At 64.4% G+C, this 21505-nt stretch carries 18 protein-coding genes; 9 read left to right on the top strand and 9 right to left on the bottom strand.

Features of this window, described 5'->3' with window-relative positions; all coding sequences use genetic code 11:
* Positions 1-3 precede the first annotated feature (3 nt).
* The 5 genes from EN852_RS26405 to puuE all read right to left on the bottom strand — a co-directional run bounded on the left by EN852_RS26405 (position 4) and on the right by puuE (position 5549).
* Positions 4-1989, bottom strand: a complete 1986-nt coding sequence (locus tag EN852_RS26405; RefSeq protein WP_127878528.1) for a CocE/NonD family hydrolase — start codon at positions 1987-1989, stop codon at positions 4-6.
* A gap of 70 nt (positions 1990-2059) precedes the next feature.
* Entirely contained in the window at positions 2060-2653 is a 594-nt protein-coding gene (locus tag EN852_RS26400; protein WP_127878526.1) for a nucleoside deaminase, read from the bottom strand.
* Between the two features lie 10 nt (positions 2654-2663).
* Positions 2664-3155 (bottom strand): ureidoglycolate lyase, encoded by a 492-nt coding sequence (locus EN852_RS26395; RefSeq protein WP_127878524.1) that lies wholly within the window; start codon positions 3153-3155, stop codon positions 2664-2666.
* Positions 3152-4027 (bottom strand): bifunctional allantoicase/(S)-ureidoglycine aminohydrolase, encoded by an 876-nt coding sequence (locus tag EN852_RS26390; RefSeq protein ID WP_127878522.1) that lies wholly within the window; start codon positions 4025-4027, stop codon positions 3152-3154. Before EN852_RS26390 ends, EN852_RS26395 begins: the two co-directional genes overlap by 4 nt.
* A gap of 97 nt (positions 4028-4124) precedes the next feature.
* Complete coding sequence (gene puuE, locus EN852_RS26385; RefSeq protein WP_127878520.1) at positions 4125-5549, bottom strand: allantoinase PuuE; 1425 nt, start codon at positions 5547-5549, stop codon at positions 4125-4127.
* Positions 5550-5717: 168 nt separating this feature from the next.
* On the opposite strand from puuE, the gene uraH reads away from it, so the two are divergent.
* The 5 genes from uraH to EN852_RS26360 all read left to right on the top strand — a co-directional run bounded on the left by uraH (position 5718) and on the right by EN852_RS26360 (position 11855).
* Positions 5718-6092 (top strand): hydroxyisourate hydrolase, encoded by a 375-nt coding sequence (gene uraH, locus EN852_RS26380; protein WP_127878518.1) that lies wholly within the window; start codon positions 5718-5720, stop codon positions 6090-6092.
* A 3-nt stretch (positions 6093-6095) separates the two neighbouring features.
* The gene (xdhA, locus tag EN852_RS26375; RefSeq protein ID WP_127878516.1) at positions 6096-7571 is read left to right on the top strand and encodes a xanthine dehydrogenase small subunit; all 1476 of its coding nucleotides are present in this window, start codon (positions 6096-6098) and stop codon (positions 7569-7571) included.
* Complete coding sequence (xdhB, locus tag EN852_RS26370; RefSeq protein ID WP_127878514.1) at positions 7571-9919, top strand: xanthine dehydrogenase molybdopterin binding subunit; 2349 nt, start codon at positions 7571-7573, stop codon at positions 9917-9919. Before xdhA ends, xdhB begins: the two co-directional genes overlap by 1 nt.
* A gap of 62 nt (positions 9920-9981) precedes the next feature.
* The gene (xdhC, locus tag EN852_RS26365; RefSeq protein WP_127878512.1) at positions 9982-10869 is read left to right on the top strand and encodes a xanthine dehydrogenase accessory protein XdhC; all 888 of its coding nucleotides are present in this window, start codon (positions 9982-9984) and stop codon (positions 10867-10869) included.
* 137 nt (positions 10870-11006) lie between these two features.
* Positions 11007-11855: a PhzF family phenazine biosynthesis protein gene (locus EN852_RS26360; RefSeq protein WP_127878510.1), complete on the top strand. Its 849-nt coding sequence runs from the start codon at positions 11007-11009 to the stop codon at positions 11853-11855.
* Here the strand turns inward: EN852_RS26360 and EN852_RS26355 are convergent.
* From EN852_RS26355 to EN852_RS26345, 3 genes are all read right to left on the bottom strand, one after another.
* Positions 11852-13102, bottom strand: coding sequence for an LLM class flavin-dependent oxidoreductase (locus tag EN852_RS26355; protein WP_127878508.1), 1251 nt, complete (start codon positions 13100-13102; stop codon positions 11852-11854). The genes EN852_RS26360 and EN852_RS26355 overlap by 4 nt on opposite strands.
* Positions 13099-14061 carry an LLM class flavin-dependent oxidoreductase gene (locus tag EN852_RS26350; RefSeq protein ID WP_127878506.1) on the bottom strand — a complete coding sequence of 321 codons (963 nt, stop codon included), beginning with the start codon at positions 14059-14061 and terminating at the stop codon, positions 13099-13101. The genes EN852_RS26355 and EN852_RS26350 overlap by 4 nt, the downstream gene beginning before the upstream one ends.
* 279 nt (positions 14062-14340) lie before the next feature.
* Entirely contained in the window at positions 14341-15261 is a 921-nt protein-coding gene (locus tag EN852_RS26345) for a LysR family transcriptional regulator (protein ID WP_127878504.1), read from the bottom strand.
* A 131-nt stretch (positions 15262-15392) separates the two neighbouring features.
* Here EN852_RS26345 and EN852_RS26340 point away from each other — a divergent pair, with 131 nt between their 5' ends.
* The 4 genes from EN852_RS26340 (at position 15393) to EN852_RS26325 (ending at position 19770) form a co-directional block, all read left to right on the top strand.
* Positions 15393-16619, top strand: a complete 1227-nt coding sequence (locus tag EN852_RS26340) for a urate hydroxylase PuuD (protein ID WP_127878502.1) — start codon at positions 15393-15395, stop codon at positions 16617-16619.
* A gap of 2 nt (positions 16620-16621) precedes the next feature.
* A complete protein-coding gene (gene guaD / locus EN852_RS26335; RefSeq protein WP_127878500.1) occupies positions 16622-17935 on the top strand; it encodes a guanine deaminase in 1314 nt (437 codons plus the stop codon).
* Between the two features lie 75 nt (positions 17936-18010).
* A complete protein-coding gene (locus EN852_RS26330; protein WP_127866618.1) occupies positions 18011-18514 on the top strand; it encodes a heme-degrading domain-containing protein in 504 nt (167 codons plus the stop codon).
* The gene (locus tag EN852_RS26325; protein WP_127878498.1) at positions 18511-19770 is read left to right on the top strand and encodes a glycerate kinase; all 1260 of its coding nucleotides are present in this window, start codon (positions 18511-18513) and stop codon (positions 19768-19770) included. Before EN852_RS26330 ends, EN852_RS26325 begins: the two co-directional genes overlap by 4 nt.
* Before the next feature lie 381 nt (positions 19771-20151).
* On the opposite strand, the gene EN852_RS26320 is transcribed toward EN852_RS26325, so the two are convergent.
* Positions 20152-21453, bottom strand: coding sequence for a UdgX family uracil-DNA binding protein (locus EN852_RS26320; RefSeq protein WP_348643473.1), 1302 nt, complete (start codon positions 21451-21453; stop codon positions 20152-20154).
* Positions 21454-21505 lie beyond the last annotated feature (52 nt).

Genomic DNA, 21505 nt, shown 5'->3' with positions numbered 1-21505 from the left:
GGCTCAAACCAGGGAGCGAGGAATCGCCTGCTCGAAATCGCGTTCGAAAACCAGCTTTTCGCCCTCATAGGCTTCGATTCTGGCGCTGACGATGAAATTCTGGGCGTCCGAGCGCATGTCGGCGAAGGTTTCGGTCCGCACCGACCATTCATTGCGCGACAATGTCTGCGTCCAATGCGTGGCTCCGGTGGCCGACAGCGGATCGTCGGGATGGATCGCCCATGTCTCGCGCACGATGCTGCCATTGACCAGCCCGTGGTCGAGATCGCGCACCTCGCCGAAATCGTCGGCTATGGAAAGTGTGACCAGGCCGGTCTTCTCGTCGCGGTCGACATGGCGCTCCGAGTTCGCCGGCCGGATGGTCTCGGTCGCCCAGGGCGTTGCGCCTTCCGGCTCTGGGAACGAAACCTCATCGCCTCTCGCCAGCGGACGCAGCGGCAGCTTCAACGTGGCCTGCGCCAGATCAAGCCGCACCGGTTCCGGCGATGGCCAGATCATCGGCCAGTAGGCGGTCGAAACGGCAATGCGCAATTTGTGGCCGGCCGGCACCCGGTAGGCGCATTGGTCGAGCACGACGCGCGGCGAAACGGTCTCGCCGGGAATTAGCGCCTGCGGGAACTCATGCGAGTCGCGGTGGGTCAGATTGAGCACGCCATAGGAGATCAGCTCCGAGGCGCCGTCCGGATGCACGTCGCAGAGCCGCACCGCGATGTTGGCCTGGGGCCGGTCGGACGCAACCCGGACAGCGAGCTCCGGCGCGCCGACAATGTCGATCGCCTCGGTGAGTTCCGGCTGGTCGAAACAAACCGACAGCGCGTCGTCGGGCCGCTGGTCGCCCGGCAATTCCGGCCCGAAGGTGAAGGGGAAATACTCGCCGCCGGCCAGTCCGCAGGTCTGCGGCGAAGCGACGACCGAAGGCTTAGCGCCTGACGAAATGAGCTCGATCGCCTCAACCCTGATGTTTGACGACGGCCATTCCTGTTCCGCGATCCAGCGGCCCGGCCGTTCCGGGTGCCAGCGAGCCGGCCGCACGCTGTCCATCACATAGGCGCGGTAGTCCGGATCGGTCTCGACGCCGGTCGCCGTACCCTTTAGCCAGCGGTCCCACCAGCGCAGCGCCTCCTGCAGGAAGCCGATGGCCGGATTGGGTCCGGCGTAATGCGGGTATTTGTGGATCCAGGGGCCGACGATGCCCTTGACCGGCGAATGGATGCCGGTGACGAGATTGGAGATGGTGTTGCGGTAGCCGTCATGCCAGCCGCCGATCGACAGCACCGCCGCTTTGACCGCCGAAAAATCCTCGCAGATCGAGCCGCGCTTCCAATAGGCGTCGCGATGCTGGTGGCTGAGCCAGAGCGGCAGCAGGAAGGGCTGGTTCTCCAGCCGGCTCAGCCACAAATCGCGCCAGCGGTTGCCGCCGGCAATCGCCGGATCCGGCGGCCGTGACGAATAGGACAGCATCGTCGAGGCCCAGCCGAAATTTTCCAGAAGCAGGCAGCCGCCCTTGTAATGGATGTCGTCGGCATAGCGGTCGACGGTCGAGCACAGGCTGATCACCGCCTTCAGCGCCGGCGGCTGCTTCGCCGCCACCTGCAGACAGTTGAAGCCGCCCCACGAAATCCCCATCATGCCGACATTGCCGTTGCACCAGGGCTGCGCCGCCGCCCAGGCGATGACGTCGCAGGCGTCCTGCAATTCCTGCTCGGAATATTCGTCGTCCATCAGCCCTTCGGAATCGCCATTGCCGCGCATGTCGACGCGGATCGAGGCGTAGCCGTGGCCGGCGAAATAGGGATGGGTGAGCTGATCGCGAAAAATGGTGCCGTCGCGCTTGCGGTAAGGCAGGTGCTCGAGGATCGCGGGCACGGGATTGTCAGTCGCATCCTCCGGCATCCAGATGCGCGCCGACAGCCGGCAGCCATCCGGCATGACGATGCCCATATCCGGAATTTCGACGACTTTGCGGGGGAATTCGGTGACGGTTTTCATGGAGGGCACATGATGAAGCCCGCGCCGCTGCGTCGTGGGCCAGCCGGCGAAATCGGCTGGTCAATCCGCGTCAGTTCAACGGAATGTCGTTCTCCGCCTTGCTTGCCTGGTAAGCGTTCGAGAGCTCGTCATAGCGCACGGAGATTTGCCCGATCCTTGCTTCCAGCCGCTTGCGCTCGGCCTCGGGTAGCTCACGCACCAGTCGGCGGATCGAAAAACTCTTCCAGTAGGCGTTCTCGGCATTGTAGCCGCCGGGGTCGAGGGTGAATACCTCTTTCAGGATTTTCAGGTCGTGCGGGATGGCAAAACTGTCGCGCGAATCCTCGTGGCTGAAGAGATAGTAGAAGTTGTCGAAGCCGGTCCAGGTGATCGCCGACAGGCAGAGCGAGCAGGGCTCATGCGTGGCGATGAACAGCGCGTCCTTGGTGTCGACGCGCTCGGCTTTCGGCATTTCGTAAAAACGCTTCAGGCAGTGCACCTCGCCATGCCAGAGCGGGTTTTCCATCTCATTGTTGGTTTCCGCCAGCACCAGCGAGCGGTCGTTTTTCCGCAGGATCGCGGCGCCGAACAGCTTGTTGCCATGGGCAACGCCTTCAGCGGTCTTCGGCACGATGTCGTGCTCGATCACGTCGAGCAGGCGGTCGATCAGCGAAACGTCGGTCATGGGAAAGCTTTCAGGGAAGGTGGATCTCGTACGGATGCGAGAAATAGAATTCTTCGAGATTGGAGCCGTCGCCGCCGCGGTCGACGATGACGAAATCCTGTTCCTCGCCGATCGGCGTCAGCACGCCGTGCCACAGGTTGCGGCGGTAGTTGATGCCTTGTCCGGGACCGGCGAGAAAGGCATGCGGCTCGCCCGGCCCGTCCTTGGTGTCGTGGCAGACGATCACGAGGAAGGGTCGCGGCGACAGCGGGATGAAGGCCTGGCTGCCGAGCGGATGGCGCTCGACCATGGTGAGCTTGAGCGGCATTTCGTAGGGCGTGCCGCGCACCATCGAGATCAGCACCCGCGCATTCGGCCCCACGGCCTCGGCGGTGGCGAGGTCATGGTAACGCATCGCCTTGCTGCCATTGATCGGATAGCGGTTGTCGCCGCCCATATCGATGACGTCGCCGAACGGCGCGAAGTTCTCGCGGGTCAGCGGCTTGGCGACGATGCGGCTCACCGCGCCTTGCCTCCGAGATAGCCGCCCCCAAGGTAGCCGCCAAGCCTCGCGTGACGATTGACGTCCTTGTAGAGCAAATAGCGGAAATTGCCCGGGCCGCCGGCATAGCAGGCCTGCGGGCAGAAGGCGCGCAGCCACATGAAGTCGCCGGCCTCGACCTCGACCCAGTCCTGGTTCAGCCGGTAGACCGCCTTGCCTTCCAGCACATAGAGTCCGTGCTCCATGACGTGGGTCTCGGCGAACGGGATGACCGCGCCGGGCTTCAGCGTGACGATGGTGACATGCATGTCGTGGCGCATGTCGGCAGGGTCGACGAAGCGGGTCGTTGCCCAGCGCCCTTCCGTGCCCGGCATCGGGCTCGGCGCAACGTCCTGGTCGCTCGAGAAGAAAGCTTCCGGCACGTCGAGGCCGTCGACCGCCTCATAGGCCTTGCGGATCCAGTGGAAGCGGACGGCGGCGCTGCTTTCGTTGCGCACCGTCCAGCCGCTGGAAGGCGGCAGGAAGGCGAAGCCGCCGGGGGCAAGCACATGCTTTTTGCCGGCTAGCGATACGGTGATCTCGCCGTCCACGACGAACAGCACGCCCTCGGCGCCGGCATCGAGTTCGGGCCGGTCGCTGCCGCCGCCCGGCAGGACCTCGACGATATATTGCGAGAACGTCTCGGCGAAGCCCGAAAGCGGCCTTGCGATGATCCAAGCCCTGGTCTTGTCCCAGAACGGCAGGGGGCTGGTGACAATGTCCTGCATCACGCCCTTGGGGATGACCGCATAGGCCTCGGTGAAGACGGCCCGTCCAGTCAAAAGCTCGTTCTGGCCGGGATGGCCGCCCTGCGGCGCATAATAGGTTCGCTCGGCAGTCTTGATCATATCCATGGGGTCCTGGCCTCAGAGCAATTCCAGGAAAAGTGTGAAGCGGTTAGGTTCGGCGACTTCGCCGTAACTTTCCGTCCGGAATTGCGTAAAACAAACATCAGAGCGGGAGCATGTCTTTCAGCCGAAGCAATGCGATGCGTTCGACCTGACGGCATGCGGTGTCGAACTCGGTGCCGCGGCTGTTGCCGATGCGCGCCTCGAACTCCGCCAGGATCTGGTCCTTGGTCTTGCCCTTGACCGCGATGATGAAGGGGAAGCCGAAGGTGGTGACATAGGCGGCGTTGAGTTTCGAGAACAGCTCGCGCTCCTCATCGGTCAGCGCGTCGAGCCCGGCGGAGGCCTGCTCCTTGGCCGACTCCGGCGTCAGCCGCTTGGCCGCCGCCAGCTTGCCGGCAAGGTCCGGATGGGCGTTGAGCACGGAAAGCCGCTCCGCCTCCGTCGCCGCGCGGAAGACCCGGCAGAGCGCGTTGTGCAGGCCGCCCGCGCTGTCATGCGCCGGTCCGAGCTCCAATTCGTAGGCGCGCTCGGCGATCCAGGGCGAATGCTCGAACACGCCCCCAAAAGCATGCACGAATTCCTCGAATTCCATCCGCGAGGGACGCAGCGCCGGCGCCTCGTAGGGATGCGTCTCGCGCCAGTGTTTTGCGATGTCGATGCGCCGCGTCAGCCACACCTTGTCGTGCGACTTTACATAGTCGACGAAGCGCTTCAGCGCCGCCACGCGGCCCGGACGGCCGACCAGCCGGCAATGCAGGCCGATATTCATCATGCGCGGCCGGCCTGCCTTACCCTCGGCATAGAGCGTGTCGAAGCTGTCCTTCAGATAGGCGAAGAACTGGTCGCCCGAATTGAACCCTTGCGGCGTCGCGAAGCGCATGTCGTTGGCGTCGAGCGTATAGGGGATGACGAGCTGCGGCTTCTCCAGCCCGTCGCGGTCGAACCAGTAGGGCAATTCGTCGTCATAAGTGTCGGAGACATAGTCGAAACCGCCTTCCTCGGCGACCAGCCGTACCGTGTTGACCGAGGTGCGGCCGGTGTACCAGCCGGTCGGCCGCGCGCCGGTCACTTCGTAATGCAGCCGGATGGCCTCTTCCAAGTCGCGCTTCTCATCCTCGGCCGCATGGTCGCGGTAATCGATCCATTTCAGGCCGTGCGAGGCGATCTCCCAGCCGGCCTCCTGCATGGCGACGACCTGATCGGGCGAGCGTGCGAGCGCGTTGGCGACGCCGTAGCAGGTCACCGGCACCTGCGCTTCGGTGAACAGCCGGTAGAGCCGCCAGAAGCCGGCGCGAGCGCCGTATTCATAGATCGATTCCATATTCCAGTGGCGCTGGCCGACCCAAGGCGCCGCGCCGACGATTTCGGACAGGAAGGCTTCGGACGCCTTGTCGCCATGCAGCACGCAGTTCTCGCCGCCTTCCTCGTAGTTGACGACGAACTGCACCGCGACATGCGCGCCCCCAGGCCATTTAGGGTCCGGCGGATTGGCCCCGTAACCGCGCATGTCCCTATCGTAACGCATTGTCGCTCCTGCCCGATGGTTGAGGTGAAGATATCGAAAGGAGTGCGCATGCATTCCCCCGAAAATTTTTGAAAGTGCTTTTTGCCCCGCTCCGCTCGACCGGGGCTTATGCATCGCCTTTAATTGGCGCACAATTGACTTGAAACTGTACCGGATGGGAGACCGCCAGTGGCAGAAACGTCGAAAGCCGATGGCGGGCGCCTGACCACCCACGTGCTGGACACCGCGACCGGCCGGCCGGCGAAGGGCCTGGCGATCGAGCTTTTCCGCATCGAGGGACAGAGCCGCACGCATCTCAAGACGGTCGCCACCAATGATGACGGCCGCTGCGACGCGCCGCTGCTCGCCGGCGCCGAGTTCCGCATTGGCGAATATGAGCTGGTTTTCGCCGCGGGCGACTATCTGCGCGGCCAGGGCACCAAACTGCCTGAGCCTGCTTTCCTCGACATCGTGCCGATCCGCTTTGGCATGGCGGAAGAACGGCATTACCACGTACCGCTCTTGATTTCGCCTTATGGCTACTCGACCTATCGGGGAAGTTGAGACATGGCAGGAACCCGTAACGAGATACGCTTCATCCTGAACGGGGCCGACGTGGCCCTGAAAGACGTCGCGCCCGATGCGATCCTGCTCGACTGGCTGCGGCTCAACCGCTCGCTGCGCGGCACCAAGGAGGGCTGCGCCGAAGGCGATTGCGGCGCCTGCACGGTGCTGGTCGGCAAGCTTGCCGGCGACGGCCTGGTCTATGAAAGCGTCAACGCCTGCATCCGCTTCATGGGCTCGCTCGACGGCACCCATGTCGTGACCGTGGAACATCTGCGCGGCAATGGCGAAAAACTGCACCCCGTGCAGCAGGCGATGGTCGATTTCCACGGCTCGCAATGCGGATTCTGCACGCCGGGTTTCGTCATGTCGCTCTACGCGCTCTGGATGAAGACGCCCGATCCGTCCAACGCGGCGATCGAAAAGGCGCTGCAGGGCAATCTCTGCCGCTGCACCGGTTATGAGGCGATCATCCGCGCCGCGCACGCCATTTCGAGCTACGGCAAGGCGGCCAAGGATCCGCTGGCCCTGGAGCGCAAGGACATCACCGCCAGGCTGAAAGCATTGCGCGATGGCGCCAGGGTCGAAGTAGGCTCCGGTAAGGCGCGCCTGGTCGTGCCGGCCGATGTCGATGATTTCGCGGCCGTGCTCGAAAAGGAGCCGGGCGCCACCATCGTTGCCGGCTCGACCGATGTCGGCCTTTGGGTCACCAAGCACATGCGCGACATCTCGCCGGCGATCTTCATCGGCGGTCTCGACGGCCTGCGCACGATGTCGGAGAAGGATGGAGTGATCACCATCGGCGCCGGCGTCACCTATACCGAGGCTTTCGAGACGCTGTCGAAACGCATCCCGGCCCTGGGCCCGCTGGTCGACCGCATCGGCGGCGAGCAGGTGCGCAACATGGGAACGATCGGCGGCAACATCGCCAATGGCTCGCCGATCGGCGACACGCCGCCGCCGCTGATCGCGCTGGGCGCGCAGCTCACCTTGCGCAAGGGCACGGCCCGCCGCACGATCCCGCTCGAAACCTTCTTCATCGCCTATGGCAAGCAGGACCGGCAGCCCGGCGAATTCGTCGAGGCGGTGCATGTTCCGGTGCCGGCGAGTGGCGAAAAATTTGCCGTCTACAAGGTCACCAAGCGGCGTGACGAGGACATTACCGCGACGCTCGGGGCGTTCTACTTGACCCTGGCCAAGGATGGCACCGTAGCCGACATCCGCATCGCCTATGGCGGCATGGCGGCGACGCCGAAGCGCGCCACGGCGGCCGAGAAGGCACTGATCGGCAAGGCCTGGAATGAAGCGACGGTGGAGGCCGCGATGGCCGAATACGCCAAGGATTTCACGCCGCTGACCGACATGCGGGCAAGCGCCGAATACCGGGCGCTGGCGGCGAAGAACCTTCTGCTGCGCTTTTATGTCGAGACGACGGGAACGAAAGCGCCGCTCCAGGTTTCGCGCAGCGAGGCGGCCTGATGACCAAGCACGTCCCCAACCTCAAGGCCCAGAAGATCTCGGGCGGTGTCGCCAGCGACCAGCGCCATGATTCAGCGCACAAGCATGTCAGCGGCACGGCGGTCTATATCGACGACATGCCTGAGCCGGCCGGCACGCTGCATGGCTGTCTTGGCCTGTCGACCGCAACCCATGCGACGATCACGAAGTTGGACCTCTCGGCGGTGCGCGCCGCGCCCGGCGTCGTCGACGTGCTGACGGCCAAGGACGTGCCGGGAGAAAACGACATTTCACCCACCGGCCGCCATGACGAGCCGGTGCTCGCCGACGGCAAGGTCGAGTTCTACGGCCAGCCGATCTTCTGCGTCATCGCCGAGACACGCGAGCAGGCCCGCCGCGCCACCGGGCTGGCCAAAATCGAATACGAGCAACTGCCCTTCGTCACCGATATCGGGCTGCTCGACCCGCGCAAGGACAAGCTTGTCACGCCGCCCTTGACGCTGAGGCGCGGCGATGCGGCAGCGGCGATCAAGGCGGCGCCCCACAGGCTCAAGGGCAAGATGCGCCTCGGCGGCCAGGAACACTTCTATCTGGAAGGCCATATCGCCATGGCCGTGCCCGGCGAGGACCACGACGTCACCATCTATTCCTCGACCCAGCATCCGAGCGAAGTCCAGCATATGGTGAGCCATGCGCTGGGTATCCCGAGCAACGCCGTCACGGTGGAGATCCGCCGCATGGGCGGCGGCTTCGGCGGCAAGGAAACGCAGGGCAACCAGTTCGCGGCACTCGCCGCGATCGCCGCCAAGCGCCATCATCGCGCGGTCAAGATCCGGCCCGACCGCGACGACGACATGACCGCCACCGGCAAGCGGCACGATTTCCTGATCGACTACGAGGTCGGCTTCGACGACGACGGCAACATCCTCGGTGTCGACTTCATGTTCGCTGCCCGCTGCGGCTTTTCGTCGGACCTTTCCGGCCCGGTCACCGACCGCGCGCTGTTCCACTGCGACAACACCTATTTCTGGCCGGCGGTGCACGCCCAGTCGGCGCCGCTCTACACCAACACGGTGTCGAACACCGCCTTTCGCGGCTTCGGCGGCCCGCAAGGCATGATCGGCGCCGAGCGCGTCATCGACGAGGTGGCCTTTGCCCTCGGCAAGGACCCGCTCGAGATCCGCAAGAAGAATTTCTATGGAACCAGCGACCGCAACGTCACGCCTTATCACCAGACGGTCGAGGACAATGTCATCCAGCGCATCGTGGCCGAGCTGGAGGCGAGCTCGAACTATGCGCGGCGCCGGCGCGAGATCAGCGCTTTCAACGCCAACAGCCGCTTCATCAAGCGCGGGCTGGCGCTTACGCCGGTCAAGTTCGGCATCTCCTTCACCGCCACGCACTACAACCAGGCCGGCGCGCTGGTGCATGTCTATACCGACGGCTCGGTTCACCTGAACCACGGCGGCACCGAGATGGGGCAGGGCCTCTATCTCAAGGTGGCCCAGGTCGTGGCCGAGGAATTCCAGATCGACCTCGACCAGGTGAAGATCACCGCGACCACCACCGGCAAGGTGCCGAACACCTCGGCCACCGCGGCATCCTCAGGTTCCGACCTCAACGGCATGGCGGCGCAGAACGCTGCCCGCCAGATCAAGGACCGGCTGGCCAACTTCGCCTCGGAAAAATACCAGGTCCCGCGCGACCAGGTGCTGTTCCTGCCCAACCGCGTCCGCATCGGCAACCAGGAGATACCCTTCGGCGATCTGGTCAAGCAGGCCTATATGGCCCGCATCCAGCTTTCGGCGGCCGGCTTCTACAAGACGCCGAAGATCCACTGGAATCGCGACAAGGGCGAGGGCCGTCCCTTCTACTACTTCGCCTATGGTGCGTCCTGCTCGGAGGTTTCGGTCGACACGCTGACCGGCGAATATGTCGTCGAGCGCACCGACATATTGCACGAGACCGGCCGCTCGCTGAACCGCGCCATCGATCTTGGCCAGGTCGAGGGCGGCTTCATCCAGGGCATGGGCTGGCTGACCACCGAGGAATTGTGGTGGGACGACAAGGGCCGACTGCGCACCCATGCGCCGTCGACCTACAAGATACCGCTCGCCTCCGATCGGCCGAAGATATTCAACGTCACGCTGGCCGACTGGTCCGAGGCGAATGAGCCGACAGTGCATCGCTCCAAGGCCGTCGGAGAGCCGCCTTTCCCGCTCGGCATGTCGGTTCTGCATGCGCTCTCCGATGCTGTCGCGAGCGTCGCGGACCACAAGATCTGTCCGCGCCTCGACGCGCCGGCGACACCGGAGCGTGTCCTGATGGCGATCGAAAGGCTGAAGCGGGACGCCGCGCAGCCGGCCTGAATCGGCCTAAACGTGCAAATCGAGGCGCAAAACGCTATATTTCCGGGATGGAAATGCAGACGATGAACTCGAATGTGCAAAGCCTGAAGGCGTTCCTCGGTCGAGCCGACCGGATAGCGCTTGTCGAGGTGACGGCCACCAAGGGCTCGACTCCGCGCGAGGCCGGCGCCTTCATGCTTGTCTCGGCATCGGCCATTTTCGGCACGATCGGCGGCGGCCAGCTCGAATATATGGCGATCGACAAGGCGCGGCAGATGCTTGGCGGAGGTACGCGATCTCCCGCCGATGAAACCCGGATCGAGGTCGATGAAGTTTGCGCCACGCTCGACGTTCCGCTCGGGCCGGAGATCGGCCAATGCTGCGGCGGGCGCGTCGAGGTTCTGATCCGTCTCGTCGACGGCTCGCTGGAGCAGCAGCTTATCGCCAACGCTCAATCGGAAGAGGCGCATCGTCCGCATGTCTATCTCTTCGGTGGCGGCCATGTCGGCCAGGCGCTGGCCGCGTCGCTGGCGCTACTGCCGATCCATGTCGTCGTCGTCGAGACCCGATCCGAGGCATTGGAAGGCATGCCGGAAACGGTGGAGACCCGGCTGACGCCGATGCCCGAAGCCATGGTGCGCGAGGCGCCGGCCGGATCGGCCTTCGCCGTCCTGACCCACGATCATGCTTTGGATTTCCTGATTGCCGCCGAGGCGCTGAAGCGCGACGACACCGCCTATGTCGGCATGATCGGCTCGAAGACGAAGAAGGCGACCTTCAGGAACTGGTTCCTGAAGTCTGCCGAGGGCAACGAGGCCGAGTTCAGCCGCCTTATCTCGCCGATCGGCGGCAATGCGGTGAAGGACAAGCGTCCGCCGGTGATCGCCGCGCTCGCCGCCGCCGAGATCATGACGGCGCTGGTCTCGCATGCGTCCGGCGCAAATGTCTTCGAAAAGGCGATGGCCGGCTGACGTCCCGACTGCGCTCCTCGGGGCAGTGCCAAGCTGACAGCTATGACTGCCGCTCACAGCTGCTCGTCGCTTTCTTCGTTTCCCAAACCGAGTTGAACCGTGTTTTCTGCGCGCCTGACCAATACGAGGCGAAAGCCATGGACGTTTTACGCATAGCAGCCTTTTCGGACGGTAACAGAGGCGGCAATCCGGCCGGCGTGGTGATCGGCGAGACCTTGCCGGACGCGGCCGAGATGCAGCGCGTCGCAGCCGAGGTGGGCTTCTCGGAAACCGCCTTCGCGGCACCCGAAGGCGGCGGCTGGCGCGTGCGCTACTTTTCGCCGGAGTCGGAAGTGCCCTTCTGCGGCCACGCCACCATCGCGCTGGGCGCGGCGCTGGTCAGGAGGTTCGGCAACGGGGTATTCTCGCTGATCCTCAACCAGGCGAACATTACCGTCGAAGGCTTTTGCGACGGCGCCAACGTCGCCGCCGCGCTGCAGTCGCCGCCGACGCACAGCCGGCCGGCTTCGTCGGAACTGGCCGGCGAGGCATTGGCGCTGTTCGGCTACCAGCCAGGAGATCTCGATCCGGCCATTCCGCCGGCGCTCATCCACGGCGGCGCCGACCACCTCGTGCTGGCGCTGAAGTCACGCGAAGCCTTGGCCGCCATGGCTTATGACCTGAAGCAGGGCCAGTCCTTCATGCGGCGCGAAGGCTTGGTCACCATCCTGCTCGCTTATGCCGAGACGCCGCGTCTCTTCCACACGCGCAATCCATTCGCTTCCGGCGGTGTCTATGAGGACCCGGCGACGGGGGCGGCGACCGCGGCCTTTGCCGGCTATCTGCGCGATCTTGGCTGGCCGCATGGCGGCGCCATCGACATCATCCAGGGCGAGGACATGGGCATGCGCTCGCGGCTCCATGCCGACATTCCACCGACGCCGGGCAGCTCGATCAGGGTTTCTGGAACAGCCCGCCTGATGGATGCGCGGGCAGAAGCGGCTTAAATCGGCCGCTTCAGGCCGAGATGATCGCGCAGCGTCCGGCCTTCATAGTCCTTGCGGAACAGCCCGCGCCGCCGCAATTCCGGCACCACCAGCGTCGCGAAGGCGTCGAGCTCGCCCGGGAACCAGGATGGCATGACGTTGAAGCCGTCGGCCGCGCCGCCTTCGAAGCGTGCCTGCAATTCGTCGGCAATTTGCTCGGCCGTGCCGACGATCCGCCAGTGGCCGCGCGCGCCGGCAAAGTAACGCGCCAACTCGCGGATGGAGAGACCGTCGCGGCGCGCCTGCTCGATGACCAGCGCCTGCCGGCTCTTCATGCCTTCGCTCTCCGGCAGCTCGGGCAGCGGCCCGTCGATCGGATAGCGCCCAAGATCGGAAATGCTGAGATAGCTGGAGAGCAGCGCCACGCCGACATCGTCGGGGATCAACTCCTGCAGCGCATCGTATTTCGCTTGCGCCTCGGCTTTCGTTGCCGCCACGATCGGCGCCACGCCGGGCATGATCTTCACATCGTCCGGCTGGCGTCCGTAAGCGGCGAGCCGCCCCTTGAGATCGTCATAGAAAGTTTTGGCTTCCTCGAAAGTCTGCGCCGCCGAGAACACGACATCGGCGGTGCGCGCGGCCAGATCTTTGCCGTCGTCCGATGCTCCCGCTTGCACCATCACCGGCGCGCCCTGCGGCGAGGGCGGTATGTCGAGCGGATCGCGCACCGAGAAGCTTTCGCCGTCATGGCCGGTTGGCTTACGATGCCAGAGCCCGGTGATTACCGTGGCGAATTCGCGCGCCCGCGCATAGCGGTCGGCATGCGGCCGCAGCCCCGTCGCGCCGAAATTCGCTGCTTCGATCGGGCTCGCCGAGGTCACGAGGTTCCAGCCGGCCCGCCCGCCGCTGAGATTGTCGAGCGAAGCAAAAGTCCGCGCCAGGCCATAGGGCTCGTTGTAGCTGGTCGATGCCGTCGAAACCAAGCCGATCCGGTCGGTCTGCGCGGCCAGCGCCGAAAGCAGGCTGATGGGCTCGAAGCCGATCGAGCGCGACGTCTGGCTGGCAATGTTGATGTTGGCCTCGCGCAGGCCGGCGGCGTCCTCGCAGAACACCATATCGAACTTCGCCGCTTCGGCCGTGCGGGAGAGCGCGATGTAATGGTCGATGTCGATACCGGCCGTCACATGCGCATCCGGGTGACGCCAGGCGGCGATGTGATGGCCAGTCGCCCACAGGAACAGGCCGAGCTTCATCTGGCGCGCGGTCATTTTGCGCCTCCTGTTCCGAGGCCAAGATGTGCGCGCAACGTCGTACCTTGCCGGGTCCGGCTGGCGAGGTCGCGGGGCTGGAGTTCCGGCAAGACACGGTCGGTGAAATTCTGAAGTGCCGCGACATGAGCCGGCAGAACAAAATTGAAGCCGTCACAGCCGCTCGATCCCAGCAGGTTTCGAAGCCTGTCGATAGGCGGCTTGGATTCAATGGCGACCGTCAGCAGCACCTTCACGCCTTCCGGTTTGCGATCGGCGGCAAGCGCCCGGCGTCTCAAATCGGCGGTCGCAGCATTGGCGGCCTCGACCGATTGTTGCTCGATTAGGATGACATCGGCGACACGGCTCGCAAAATCGCGATCGGTTTCGTTCAGGCCGGACATGAGCAGCACAGGCGTGTCCTGCGGAGAGCGGGCGACATTGAGTGGCCCACGGACCGAGAAGAACTCGCCCTTATGGTCGAGGAAATGCATCCTGTCGGGATCGTGGAACCGGCCGCTCGCCTTGTCGAACAGCAAGGCATCCGCGTCCCAGCCCCGCCATAACCCCTGGACGATCCCGATATATTCTTCAGCGCGACGGCGAAAATCCTCGTCGAAGAAACCTTCGGGCCGGCTGAAATTCGCCGCCTCGCACGGGTTCTGCCGCAGTGTCGCGTTCCAGCCGACGCGGCCATGGCTGATGACGTCGAGCGAAGCAAAGCGGCGCGCCAGATTGTAGGGCTGATGCGCGAGCGTCGAGGCACCGGCGACGAGCCCGATCCTGTTGGTCACCGTCGCCAGCGCAGCCAGCAACGTCGTCGCTTCGAACGGGCTGGTTGATGGTCCGTCTGCAGCGTCGGAAATGATGACCATGTCGACGCCTGCCGCTTCCAGGTTACGCACGAAAGCACTGATCTGCCCGAAGTCCAGGACGTCTTGTCCTGTGGCTGCGATGTTGAGCGAAATGGCAAGATGCATAGTGCGGCCCTTCGGCTGCCTCTAGGATCGGGCGGTCTGGCCCCCAACCTAGGCCCGTCTTCGCGCAAGGCAACGGGATCGAGTGGGCCACGAGGCTGTCACATGCCGGCCAGCCTTCGCCTGCGTGGCTTGAACATCGCCACGGTGCAGAATTCTGCTCCGCTGCACCGTACGATCAAGGTCACGGAATGGATCCTCGGGTCTGCGCGCCGCTTCGCGTCGCTCCGCCCGTGGATGACGACGTCACGGAAGCTTCGGCCAGTCCCCAAGCCGTGCATATTACTTCCCGGCCAAGATATCCTTGATCAGCCGCTGGCAGCGCTCGGCCATGAAGTCGAGCAGCAGCCGCACCTTCGGGTCCTGCAGCTTTTTGTGCGGATAGACGGCGGCGAATTGCACCGGCGTCGGCGGCGTCTGGGGCAGGATCACCTTCAGCCGGCGGTCGCGGATGAAGGGTTCCACCTCGAAGCGCGGCTTGTTGATGATGCCGCGCCCCGACAGCGCCCAGCCGGTCAGCACGTCGCCGTCATCGGTGTCGTAGGGGCCGTGCACCTCGAATTTCTGCGGGCCGCCCGGCGTCTGCAGCGTCCAGACATATTCGCGCGCGCCGGCATAGCGCAGCATCAGGCAGTCGTGCTTCCTGCCGACCAGTTCCTGCGGCTCGGCCGGTTCGCCGCGCGCCTCCAGATATTTCGGCGCCGCCACCAGCACGCGTTCGCATTCCATGATGCCGCGCATCCTGAGGCTCGAATCCTCGATGATGCCGAGCCGGAAGGCAACGTCGATGCCTTCCTTCATGATATCGACATTGTGGTCGGAGAGCCTGAGCCGCACCTCGATATCGGGATATTTGTCGTGGAAATCCGGGATCCCCGAGGCAATCAGCCGCCGTCCGAGGCCGAGCGGCGCCGTGACCCGAATGGTCCCGCGCGGCTGGCCGGAAAGCGCTGCGACCGCCGCTTCCGCTTCGGTGATGGCGTCCAGCACCTGCTTGGCGCCGGTGTAGAACACCGTGCCGTGCTCGGTCGGCATCAACTGCCTTGTCGTGCGATTGAACAGCCGGACGCCGAGGTGCTTCTCCAGTTCCTTGATGCGGTTGGACGCGACGGCGGGAGAAATGCGCATGTCGCGCCCCGCCGCCGACAGATTGCCGAGCTCGACGACACGGACGAAGACGGCGATGTTGTCGAGATAGGCCATGCGTGGCTCTCATGCGGCTGCGTGGGGCACCCTAGTATTTTTTATTTTTTTTTGAAAGTCATCGCGCACCTCGCCTCTTTTCGTTTGCGCGCTAGCCCGTAAAGTCGCTCTCATCGGCAGGGACGATCTCAATGATGGATTTCGCGATTTTCTGGGACTGGCTGAGTTTTGCGGTCCGCTGGCTGCATGTCATCACCGGCATTGCCTGGATCGGCTCGTCCTTCTATTTCGTCGCGCTGGACCTCGGCCTGCGCCAGCGTCCCGGCCTGCCCGCCGGCGCGTTTGGCGAGGAATGGCAGGTGCATGGCGGCGGCTTCTACCACATCCAGAAATATCTGGTGGCGCCCGCCGAGATGCCGGAACACCTCACCTGGTTCAAATGGGAGTCCTACGCCACCTGGCTGTCGGGCTTCGCCATGCTCTGCGTAGTCTACTATGCCGGTGCCGATCTCTTCCTGATCGACCCCAACGTGCTCAATATCTCGGTGCCGGTCGGCATCCTTCTGTCGATGGCCACCATCGGCGTCGGCTGGATCGTCTACGACCTGCTCTGCCGCTCGCCGCTCGGCAAAAGCGATACCGGGCTGATGCTGGTGCTCTATTGCGTGCTGGTGTTCATCGCGTGGGGGCTCACGCACCTCTTCACCGGCCGCGCCGCCTTCCTGCATCTCGGCGCCATCACCGCCACGATCATGTCGGCCAATGTCTTCATGGTCATCATCCCGAACCAGAAGATCGTCGTCGCCGACCTGATTGCCGGCCGCAAGCCGGATCCAAAATACGGCAAGATCGCCAAGCAGCGCTCGCTGCACAACAACTACCTGACCTTGCCGGTCCTGTTCCTGATGCTGTCGAACCACTACCCGTTGGCCTTCGGCACTCAGTTCAACTGGGTCATCGCCTCGCTGGTCTTCATCATCGGCGTGCTGATCCGGCATTATTTCAACACGGTGCACGCGCGCAAAGGCAACCCGACCTGGACCTGGCTGGGCGCGGCCGTGCTGTTCATGATCATCATCTGGCTGTCGACCGTGCCGAAGGTACTGACCGGCGAGCCGAAGACCTCGGCCGCCTCCACCGCCGCGCACGTCTATATCGCCTCGGCCCATTTCCCGGCCGTGCGCGACACCGTGCTTGGCCGCTGCTCCATGTGCCACACGGAAGAGCCGGTCTACGAAGGCATCTACCATGCGCCGAAGGGCGTGCTGCTCGACACCGACGAGCGCATCGCCGAACATGCGCGCGAGATTTATATCCAGGCCGGCCGGGCGCATGCCATGCCGCCCGCCAACGTCACTCAGATCACCGACCAGGAAAGGGCCCTTCTGGTTGCCTGGTTCGAAGGCGCCGGAAAGTAAGCATGACCTCAAAACTTCTGCGCGGCCGCACGCTGTCCTTCCTGCGTTGGCCTGAAACGGTCGACGACCATTCCGCCTGGCGCTACGAGGAGGATGGCGCCCTGCTGATCGACAATGGCAGGATCGTCGCCGCCGGCTCCTATACCGATGTCCTGAAGGAAGCCGCGACGGACGTCGAGACGATCGACCATCGCCCGCATCTCATCCTGCCGGGCTTCCTCGACGCGCATGTTCATGTGCCGCAGATGCAGATCATCGCCTCCTACGGCGCCGAGCTGCTCGACTGGCTGAACAAATACACATTTCCGGAAGAGTCGAAATTCCAGAACGCGCAGCACGGCCGCCGCATCGCCAGGCTGTTCCTCGACGAGATGCTGCGCCAGGGCACGACCACGGTCGCCGCCTATTGCTCGGTACACAAATCTTCCGCCGAAGCCTTCTTCGCCGAGTCGCATGAACGCAACATGCTCAACATCGCCGGCAAGGTGATGATGGACCGCAACGCGCCGGACGGCGTGCTCGACACGCCCCAGACCGGCTACGACGACAGCAAGGCGCTGATCGCCGAATGGCACGGCAAGGGCCGTCAGCTCTACGCCATCACGCCGCGCTTCGCCATCACGTCGACGCCTGAGCAGATGGAGATGGCAGGCGCGCTCTGCCGCGAATATCCCGACCTCCACATGCAGACGCATCTGTCGGAGAACCATGCCGAGATCGCCTTCACCCAGGAGCTCTATCCCTGGTCGCGCGACTACACCGACGTCTATGAGCATTACGGCCTGCTCGGCAAAAAGAGCCTGTTCGGCCACTGCATCCATCTGTCCCACCGCGAGGCCGACGCGCTGTCGCAGTCGGGCTCGGTCGCGGTGTTCTGCCCGACTTCAAATCTCTTCCTCGGATCCGGCCTGTTCGACTATCAGCGCTATCGCCGGCGCGAGAAGCCGCTCCGGATCGCGGCCGCCACCGATGTCGGCGGCGGCACCAACTATTCCATGCTGCGCACCATGGACGAGGGCTACAAGGTGATCGCGCTGAACGGCGAGAAGCTGAACCCGTTCCAGTCCTTCTGGCAACTGACGCGCGGCAATGCCGAGGCGCTGTCGTTGGCCGACAAGGTCGGCACGCTGGAGGAAGGCACCGATGCCGATATCGTCGTGCTCGACGCCCGTTCGACGCCGGGCATGCGGCTCAGGATGGAGACGGTGGAAACGCTTGCCGAGGAACTCTTCCTGCTGCAGACGCTGGGCGATGACCGAGCCGTGCGCGAGGTTTATGTGGCGGGTCGTCCGGCGAAGAGCGCGATTGTCGCATAGATTAAATACGCCGGTCGCTTGACCCCGCATCAGCCATCGGCCAAAGCGTGCGTCGACATTGACAGGGGAAACGCCATGGCCACCGCCGACGACATCGCTCTGATCAAGAAACAGGAAGCCACGCTGGTCTTCCCGGCCTTTGACGAGGCCGTCGCCTTCAAGATCGGCTCCGCCATCCGGGACCGGGCGCTGAAGGAAGATCTGCCGATCATCGTCGACATCAGGACCTTCGACCGGCCGCTCTTCTATGCCGCCATGCCGGGCTCCAACGCCTCCAATCCCGATTGGGCGCGGCGCAAGATCAATGTCGTGAAGCGCTATTTGGGAAGCACCTACCGTCTTGTGCTGGAGCAGCAGCGGCCCGACCGCACCTTCAAGGTCGGCGAGGGACTGGATATCGCCGACTATGTGCTGGCGGGCGGCGGTTTCCCGGTCACCGTCAAGGGGGCGGGCGTCATCGGCGTCATCGCCGTTTCCGGTTTGCCGGAGCGCGAGGATCATGGCGTCGTCGTCGACGCGCTCTGCGCGCATCTGGGCATCGATGCGAGCGGGCTCGCGCTGCCGCCGGAAGAAAAATGACCGACCCGAAAAGCTTCCTCACCTCGATCTTCAACGCCGCCGTCGCCGCCGCCGACCCGGAAAAGACGATCCGCAATCATTTGCCGGCGAAGCCGAAGGGCCGCACCATCGTCATCGGCGCCGGCAAGGGCTCGGCGCAGATGGCGGCGGCCTTCGAGAAGGTGTGGGACGGTCCCATCGACGGCCTTGTCGTCACGCGCTACGGCTATGGCGCCAGATGCGAGCGCATCGAGATCATCGAGGCGGCGCATCCGGTGCCGGACGCAGCCGGCCTGGAAGCCTCGCGCCGGCTGCTCGAGAAGGTGCGCGGCCTGACCTCGGACGATCTGGTGGTAGCGCTGATTTCCGGCGGCGGCTCGGCCCTGCTGCCGTCTCCCGCTCCCGGCCTGACGCTTGCCGACGAGATCGCGGTCAACGAGGCGTTGCTTGCCTCCGGCGCGCCGATTGCGGCGATGAACACCATCCGCAAGCATGTCTCGACCATCAAGGGCGGACGGCTTGCCGCAGCCGCGCATCCGGCGCGCGTGGTGTCGCTGGTCGTTTCCGACATACCGGGCGACAATCCGGCGTTGGTCGCCTCGGGGCCGACCGTTCCCGACTCCGGCAGCCGCGCGGATGCTCTGGCCTCGATCGCCGCCTATGGCATGAAGCTTCCGGCCTCGGTCATGGCGCATATCAATTCGCCTGCCGCCGACGCGCCGCGTTCCGACGATCCGCGCTTTGCCGGCAATGAAGTGCATCTGACCGCCTCCGCGGGCGTATCGCTCGAAGCCGCCGCCGCCGAAGCGAAGCGGCAAGGCATCGAGGCCGTCATCCTGTCGGATGCGATCGAAGGCGAGGCCCGCGAGGTCGGCGGCGTCCACGCCGCGATCGCGCGCGAAGTGGCGACCCGCAACCGTCCCTTCAAGAAGCCCGTGCTGATCCTGTCCGGAGGCGAGACGACCGTGACGCTGCGGGCCAAGGGCAAGGGCGGCCGCAATTCCGAATTCCTGCTCGCCTTCGCCATCGGGATCGATGGCATCGATGGCATCCACGCACTGGCCGCCGACACGGACGGCATCGACGGTTCCGAGAACAACGCCGGCGCCTTCGCCGATGGCTCGACCGTGGCCCGCATGCGGGCGGCAGGTGTCGATGCCAAGGCGATGCTGGCCGGCAACAATGCCTGGACGGCTTTCAATGCGGTCGGGGACTTGTTCGTCCCGGGGCCAACGGGCACGAATGTGAATGATCTAAGGGCGATTCTGGTCCGCTAGAGGCGAGGCCTCCAACTTCGTCATTCCAGGGCGAAGCAGGAGCGAAGCTCCGTCGCGAAGACCCTGGGAATCCATTCCGTGACGTCGGGCGTGGAATGCAGCGGAGCAGAATTCTGCACCCGTTGCGGCGCGTTTAAGTCACGGCATGGATCCTCGGGTCTGCGCGCGTCGCTTCGCTCCTTGCTCCGCCCGTGGATGACGAAGTGATGGAGGTTTCGGCTAATGTCAAAGGTCGCACGACCGTGCGACAGCATCCGCGTGTGCGAGTTCCCATAAGCGGCCTAAATCGATCACGCCTTGATTAACTCTTATGGTCCGTGAGCACCGGAAGCGCAGGAAACCGCCATTTGCAGGCCAGCTTCACCTGAACATCAATACTGCCTAAGCAGCCATCAGCTGTTTGACCTTCCGCATATCCTGCAAGAACCGCTCCCGCTCGGCCTCCTTGTCCTCCTGCTCCCGGATGCGCAGGATGAAGGACGGATGGATGGTCAGGAACACGCGCAAGCCATCCTCGCGCTCGACCACGTCGCCGCGCATCTTGGTGATCGGCACCGCCTTGCCGAGCAGCGACTGCGCCGCCGTCGCGCCGAGTGCCACCACGAGGTTGGGCTTGATCAGGTCAAGCTCCTTGTCCAGCCACCAGCGGCAGGCCTGGATCTCGCCGGCATTGGGCTTGGAATGGATGCGCCTTTTGCCGCGCGGCTCGAATTTGAAGTGTTTCACCGCATTGGTCACATAGACCTTGTGGCGATCGATTGCGGCGCCGTCCAGGATGCTGTCGAACACCTTGCCCGCCGGCCCGACGAACGGCTTGCCGGCCAGATCCTCCTGGTCGCCAGGCTGCTCGCCGACGAAGATCACATCGGCATTCTCCGGTCCCTCGCCGAAGACGGTCTGCGTCGCATCGCGCCAGAGCGGGCAGCGGCGGCAGCCTTTCGCCTCCTCGCGCAGCTCCGGAATATCGTCGGCCTCGGGCGCCACAACATCGGACGGCTCCGGCGTAGGCCAGTGCTTGGCCTTCACCTTGGCATGGTGCGGTGCTGGGCTGGTTGGCATCCGGGCGATCATGTCTGACGCGGCTTTATCCGCTCCTGCTATCAAATCTGGAATGAGCGAGGCCTCGGGAAGGTTCCGCCAATATTTCTTCGGCATCTCCTTCTGCATCGCCTTCACCTTGAGGCGGGCCGGGTTGAAGATGTTTTCGAAATAGGTCCGCCACAGCGTCTCGGCATCGTCTTCCGCCGGCGCGTCGCGCTTGGCCGCACCCGGCCCGATCGCCAGTCGCTCGCCGTCCCAGTCGGCCGAGGCATGCGGGGTCAGGATCGTCCAGCGCATGGCGGTGAAGCGCCGCACGAAGAAATCGGCGTTGCGCTCGACGATGTAATGGTCGGGCTCGAACCACGCGACATAGCGCTCCTCCGCGCCCTCGCCGATCTTCCGGAAACGCACGAAAGCGCGCATCTTATGGATGTCGCGGTGCACCGCCTTCTCCATAGTCTCCAGCCGCCGGATGTCGGGATCGGTCGCGATCGAAAGCAGCCTCGGCTCGGAACGCAACCGCCAGAGCAGCCGGTAGAGAAAGCCGAAGCGCTCGCGGTCGCAATGGCAGATCACGGTCTCGGCGCGCTCGATGAAGTCGCGCGGCACCACCAGCCGCGCATCGGCTTGCGCAGCCGGCAAATCGCTGGCGCGATCTTCGCGATCCGGCTCGACCTGCCATCTTCCGGCGGAA

Source organism: Mesorhizobium sp. M2E.F.Ca.ET.209.01.1.1, from assembly GCF_004010375.2.
Classification (GTDB): Bacteria; Pseudomonadota; Alphaproteobacteria; order Rhizobiales; family Rhizobiaceae; genus Mesorhizobium.
This window is presented reverse-complemented; position numbering and strand designations above follow the sequence as displayed.

Excerpts from the sequence above, each read along its gene's own strand:
- EN852_RS26400 (WP_127878526.1), bottom strand. The coding sequence starts at position 2,653 with ATGACCGACGTTTCGCTGATCGACCGCCTGCTCGACGTGATCGAGCAC.
- EN852_RS26340 (WP_127878502.1), top strand. The coding sequence starts at position 15,393 with ATGATGGATTTCGCGATTTTCTGGGACTGGCTGAGTTTTGCGGTCCGC.
- EN852_RS26360 (WP_127878510.1), top strand. The coding sequence starts at position 11,007 with ATGGACGTTTTACGCATAGCAGCCTTTTCGGACGGTAACAGAGGCGGC.
- EN852_RS26390 (WP_127878522.1), bottom strand. The coding sequence starts at position 4,027 with ATGGATATGATCAAGACTGCCGAGCGAACCTATTATGCGCCGCAGGGC.
- EN852_RS26345 (WP_127878504.1), bottom strand. The coding sequence starts at position 15,261 with ATGGCCTATCTCGACAACATCGCCGTCTTCGTCCGTGTCGTCGAGCTC.
- guaD (WP_127878500.1), top strand. The coding sequence starts at position 16,622 with ATGACCTCAAAACTTCTGCGCGGCCGCACGCTGTCCTTCCTGCGTTGG.
- EN852_RS26330 (WP_127866618.1), top strand. The coding sequence starts at position 18,011 with ATGGCCACCGCCGACGACATCGCTCTGATCAAGAAACAGGAAGCCACG.
- EN852_RS26355 (WP_127878508.1), bottom strand. The coding sequence starts at position 13,102 with ATGACCGCGCGCCAGATGAAGCTCGGCCTGTTCCTGTGGGCGACTGGC.
- xdhA (WP_127878516.1), top strand. The coding sequence starts at position 6,096 with ATGGCAGGAACCCGTAACGAGATACGCTTCATCCTGAACGGGGCCGAC.
- EN852_RS26325 (WP_127878498.1), top strand. The coding sequence starts at position 18,511 with ATGACCGACCCGAAAAGCTTCCTCACCTCGATCTTCAACGCCGCCGTC.
- puuE (WP_127878520.1), bottom strand. The coding sequence starts at position 5,549 with ATGCGTTACGATAGGGACATGCGCGGTTACGGGGCCAATCCGCCGGAC.
- xdhB (WP_127878514.1), top strand. The coding sequence starts at position 7,571 with ATGACCAAGCACGTCCCCAACCTCAAGGCCCAGAAGATCTCGGGCGGT.
- EN852_RS26405 (WP_127878528.1), bottom strand. The coding sequence starts at position 1,989 with ATGAAAACCGTCACCGAATTCCCCCGCAAAGTCGTCGAAATTCCGGAT.
- xdhC (WP_127878512.1), top strand. The coding sequence starts at position 9,982 with ATGAACTCGAATGTGCAAAGCCTGAAGGCGTTCCTCGGTCGAGCCGAC.
- EN852_RS26350 (WP_127878506.1), bottom strand. The coding sequence starts at position 14,061 with ATGCATCTTGCCATTTCGCTCAACATCGCAGCCACAGGACAAGACGTC.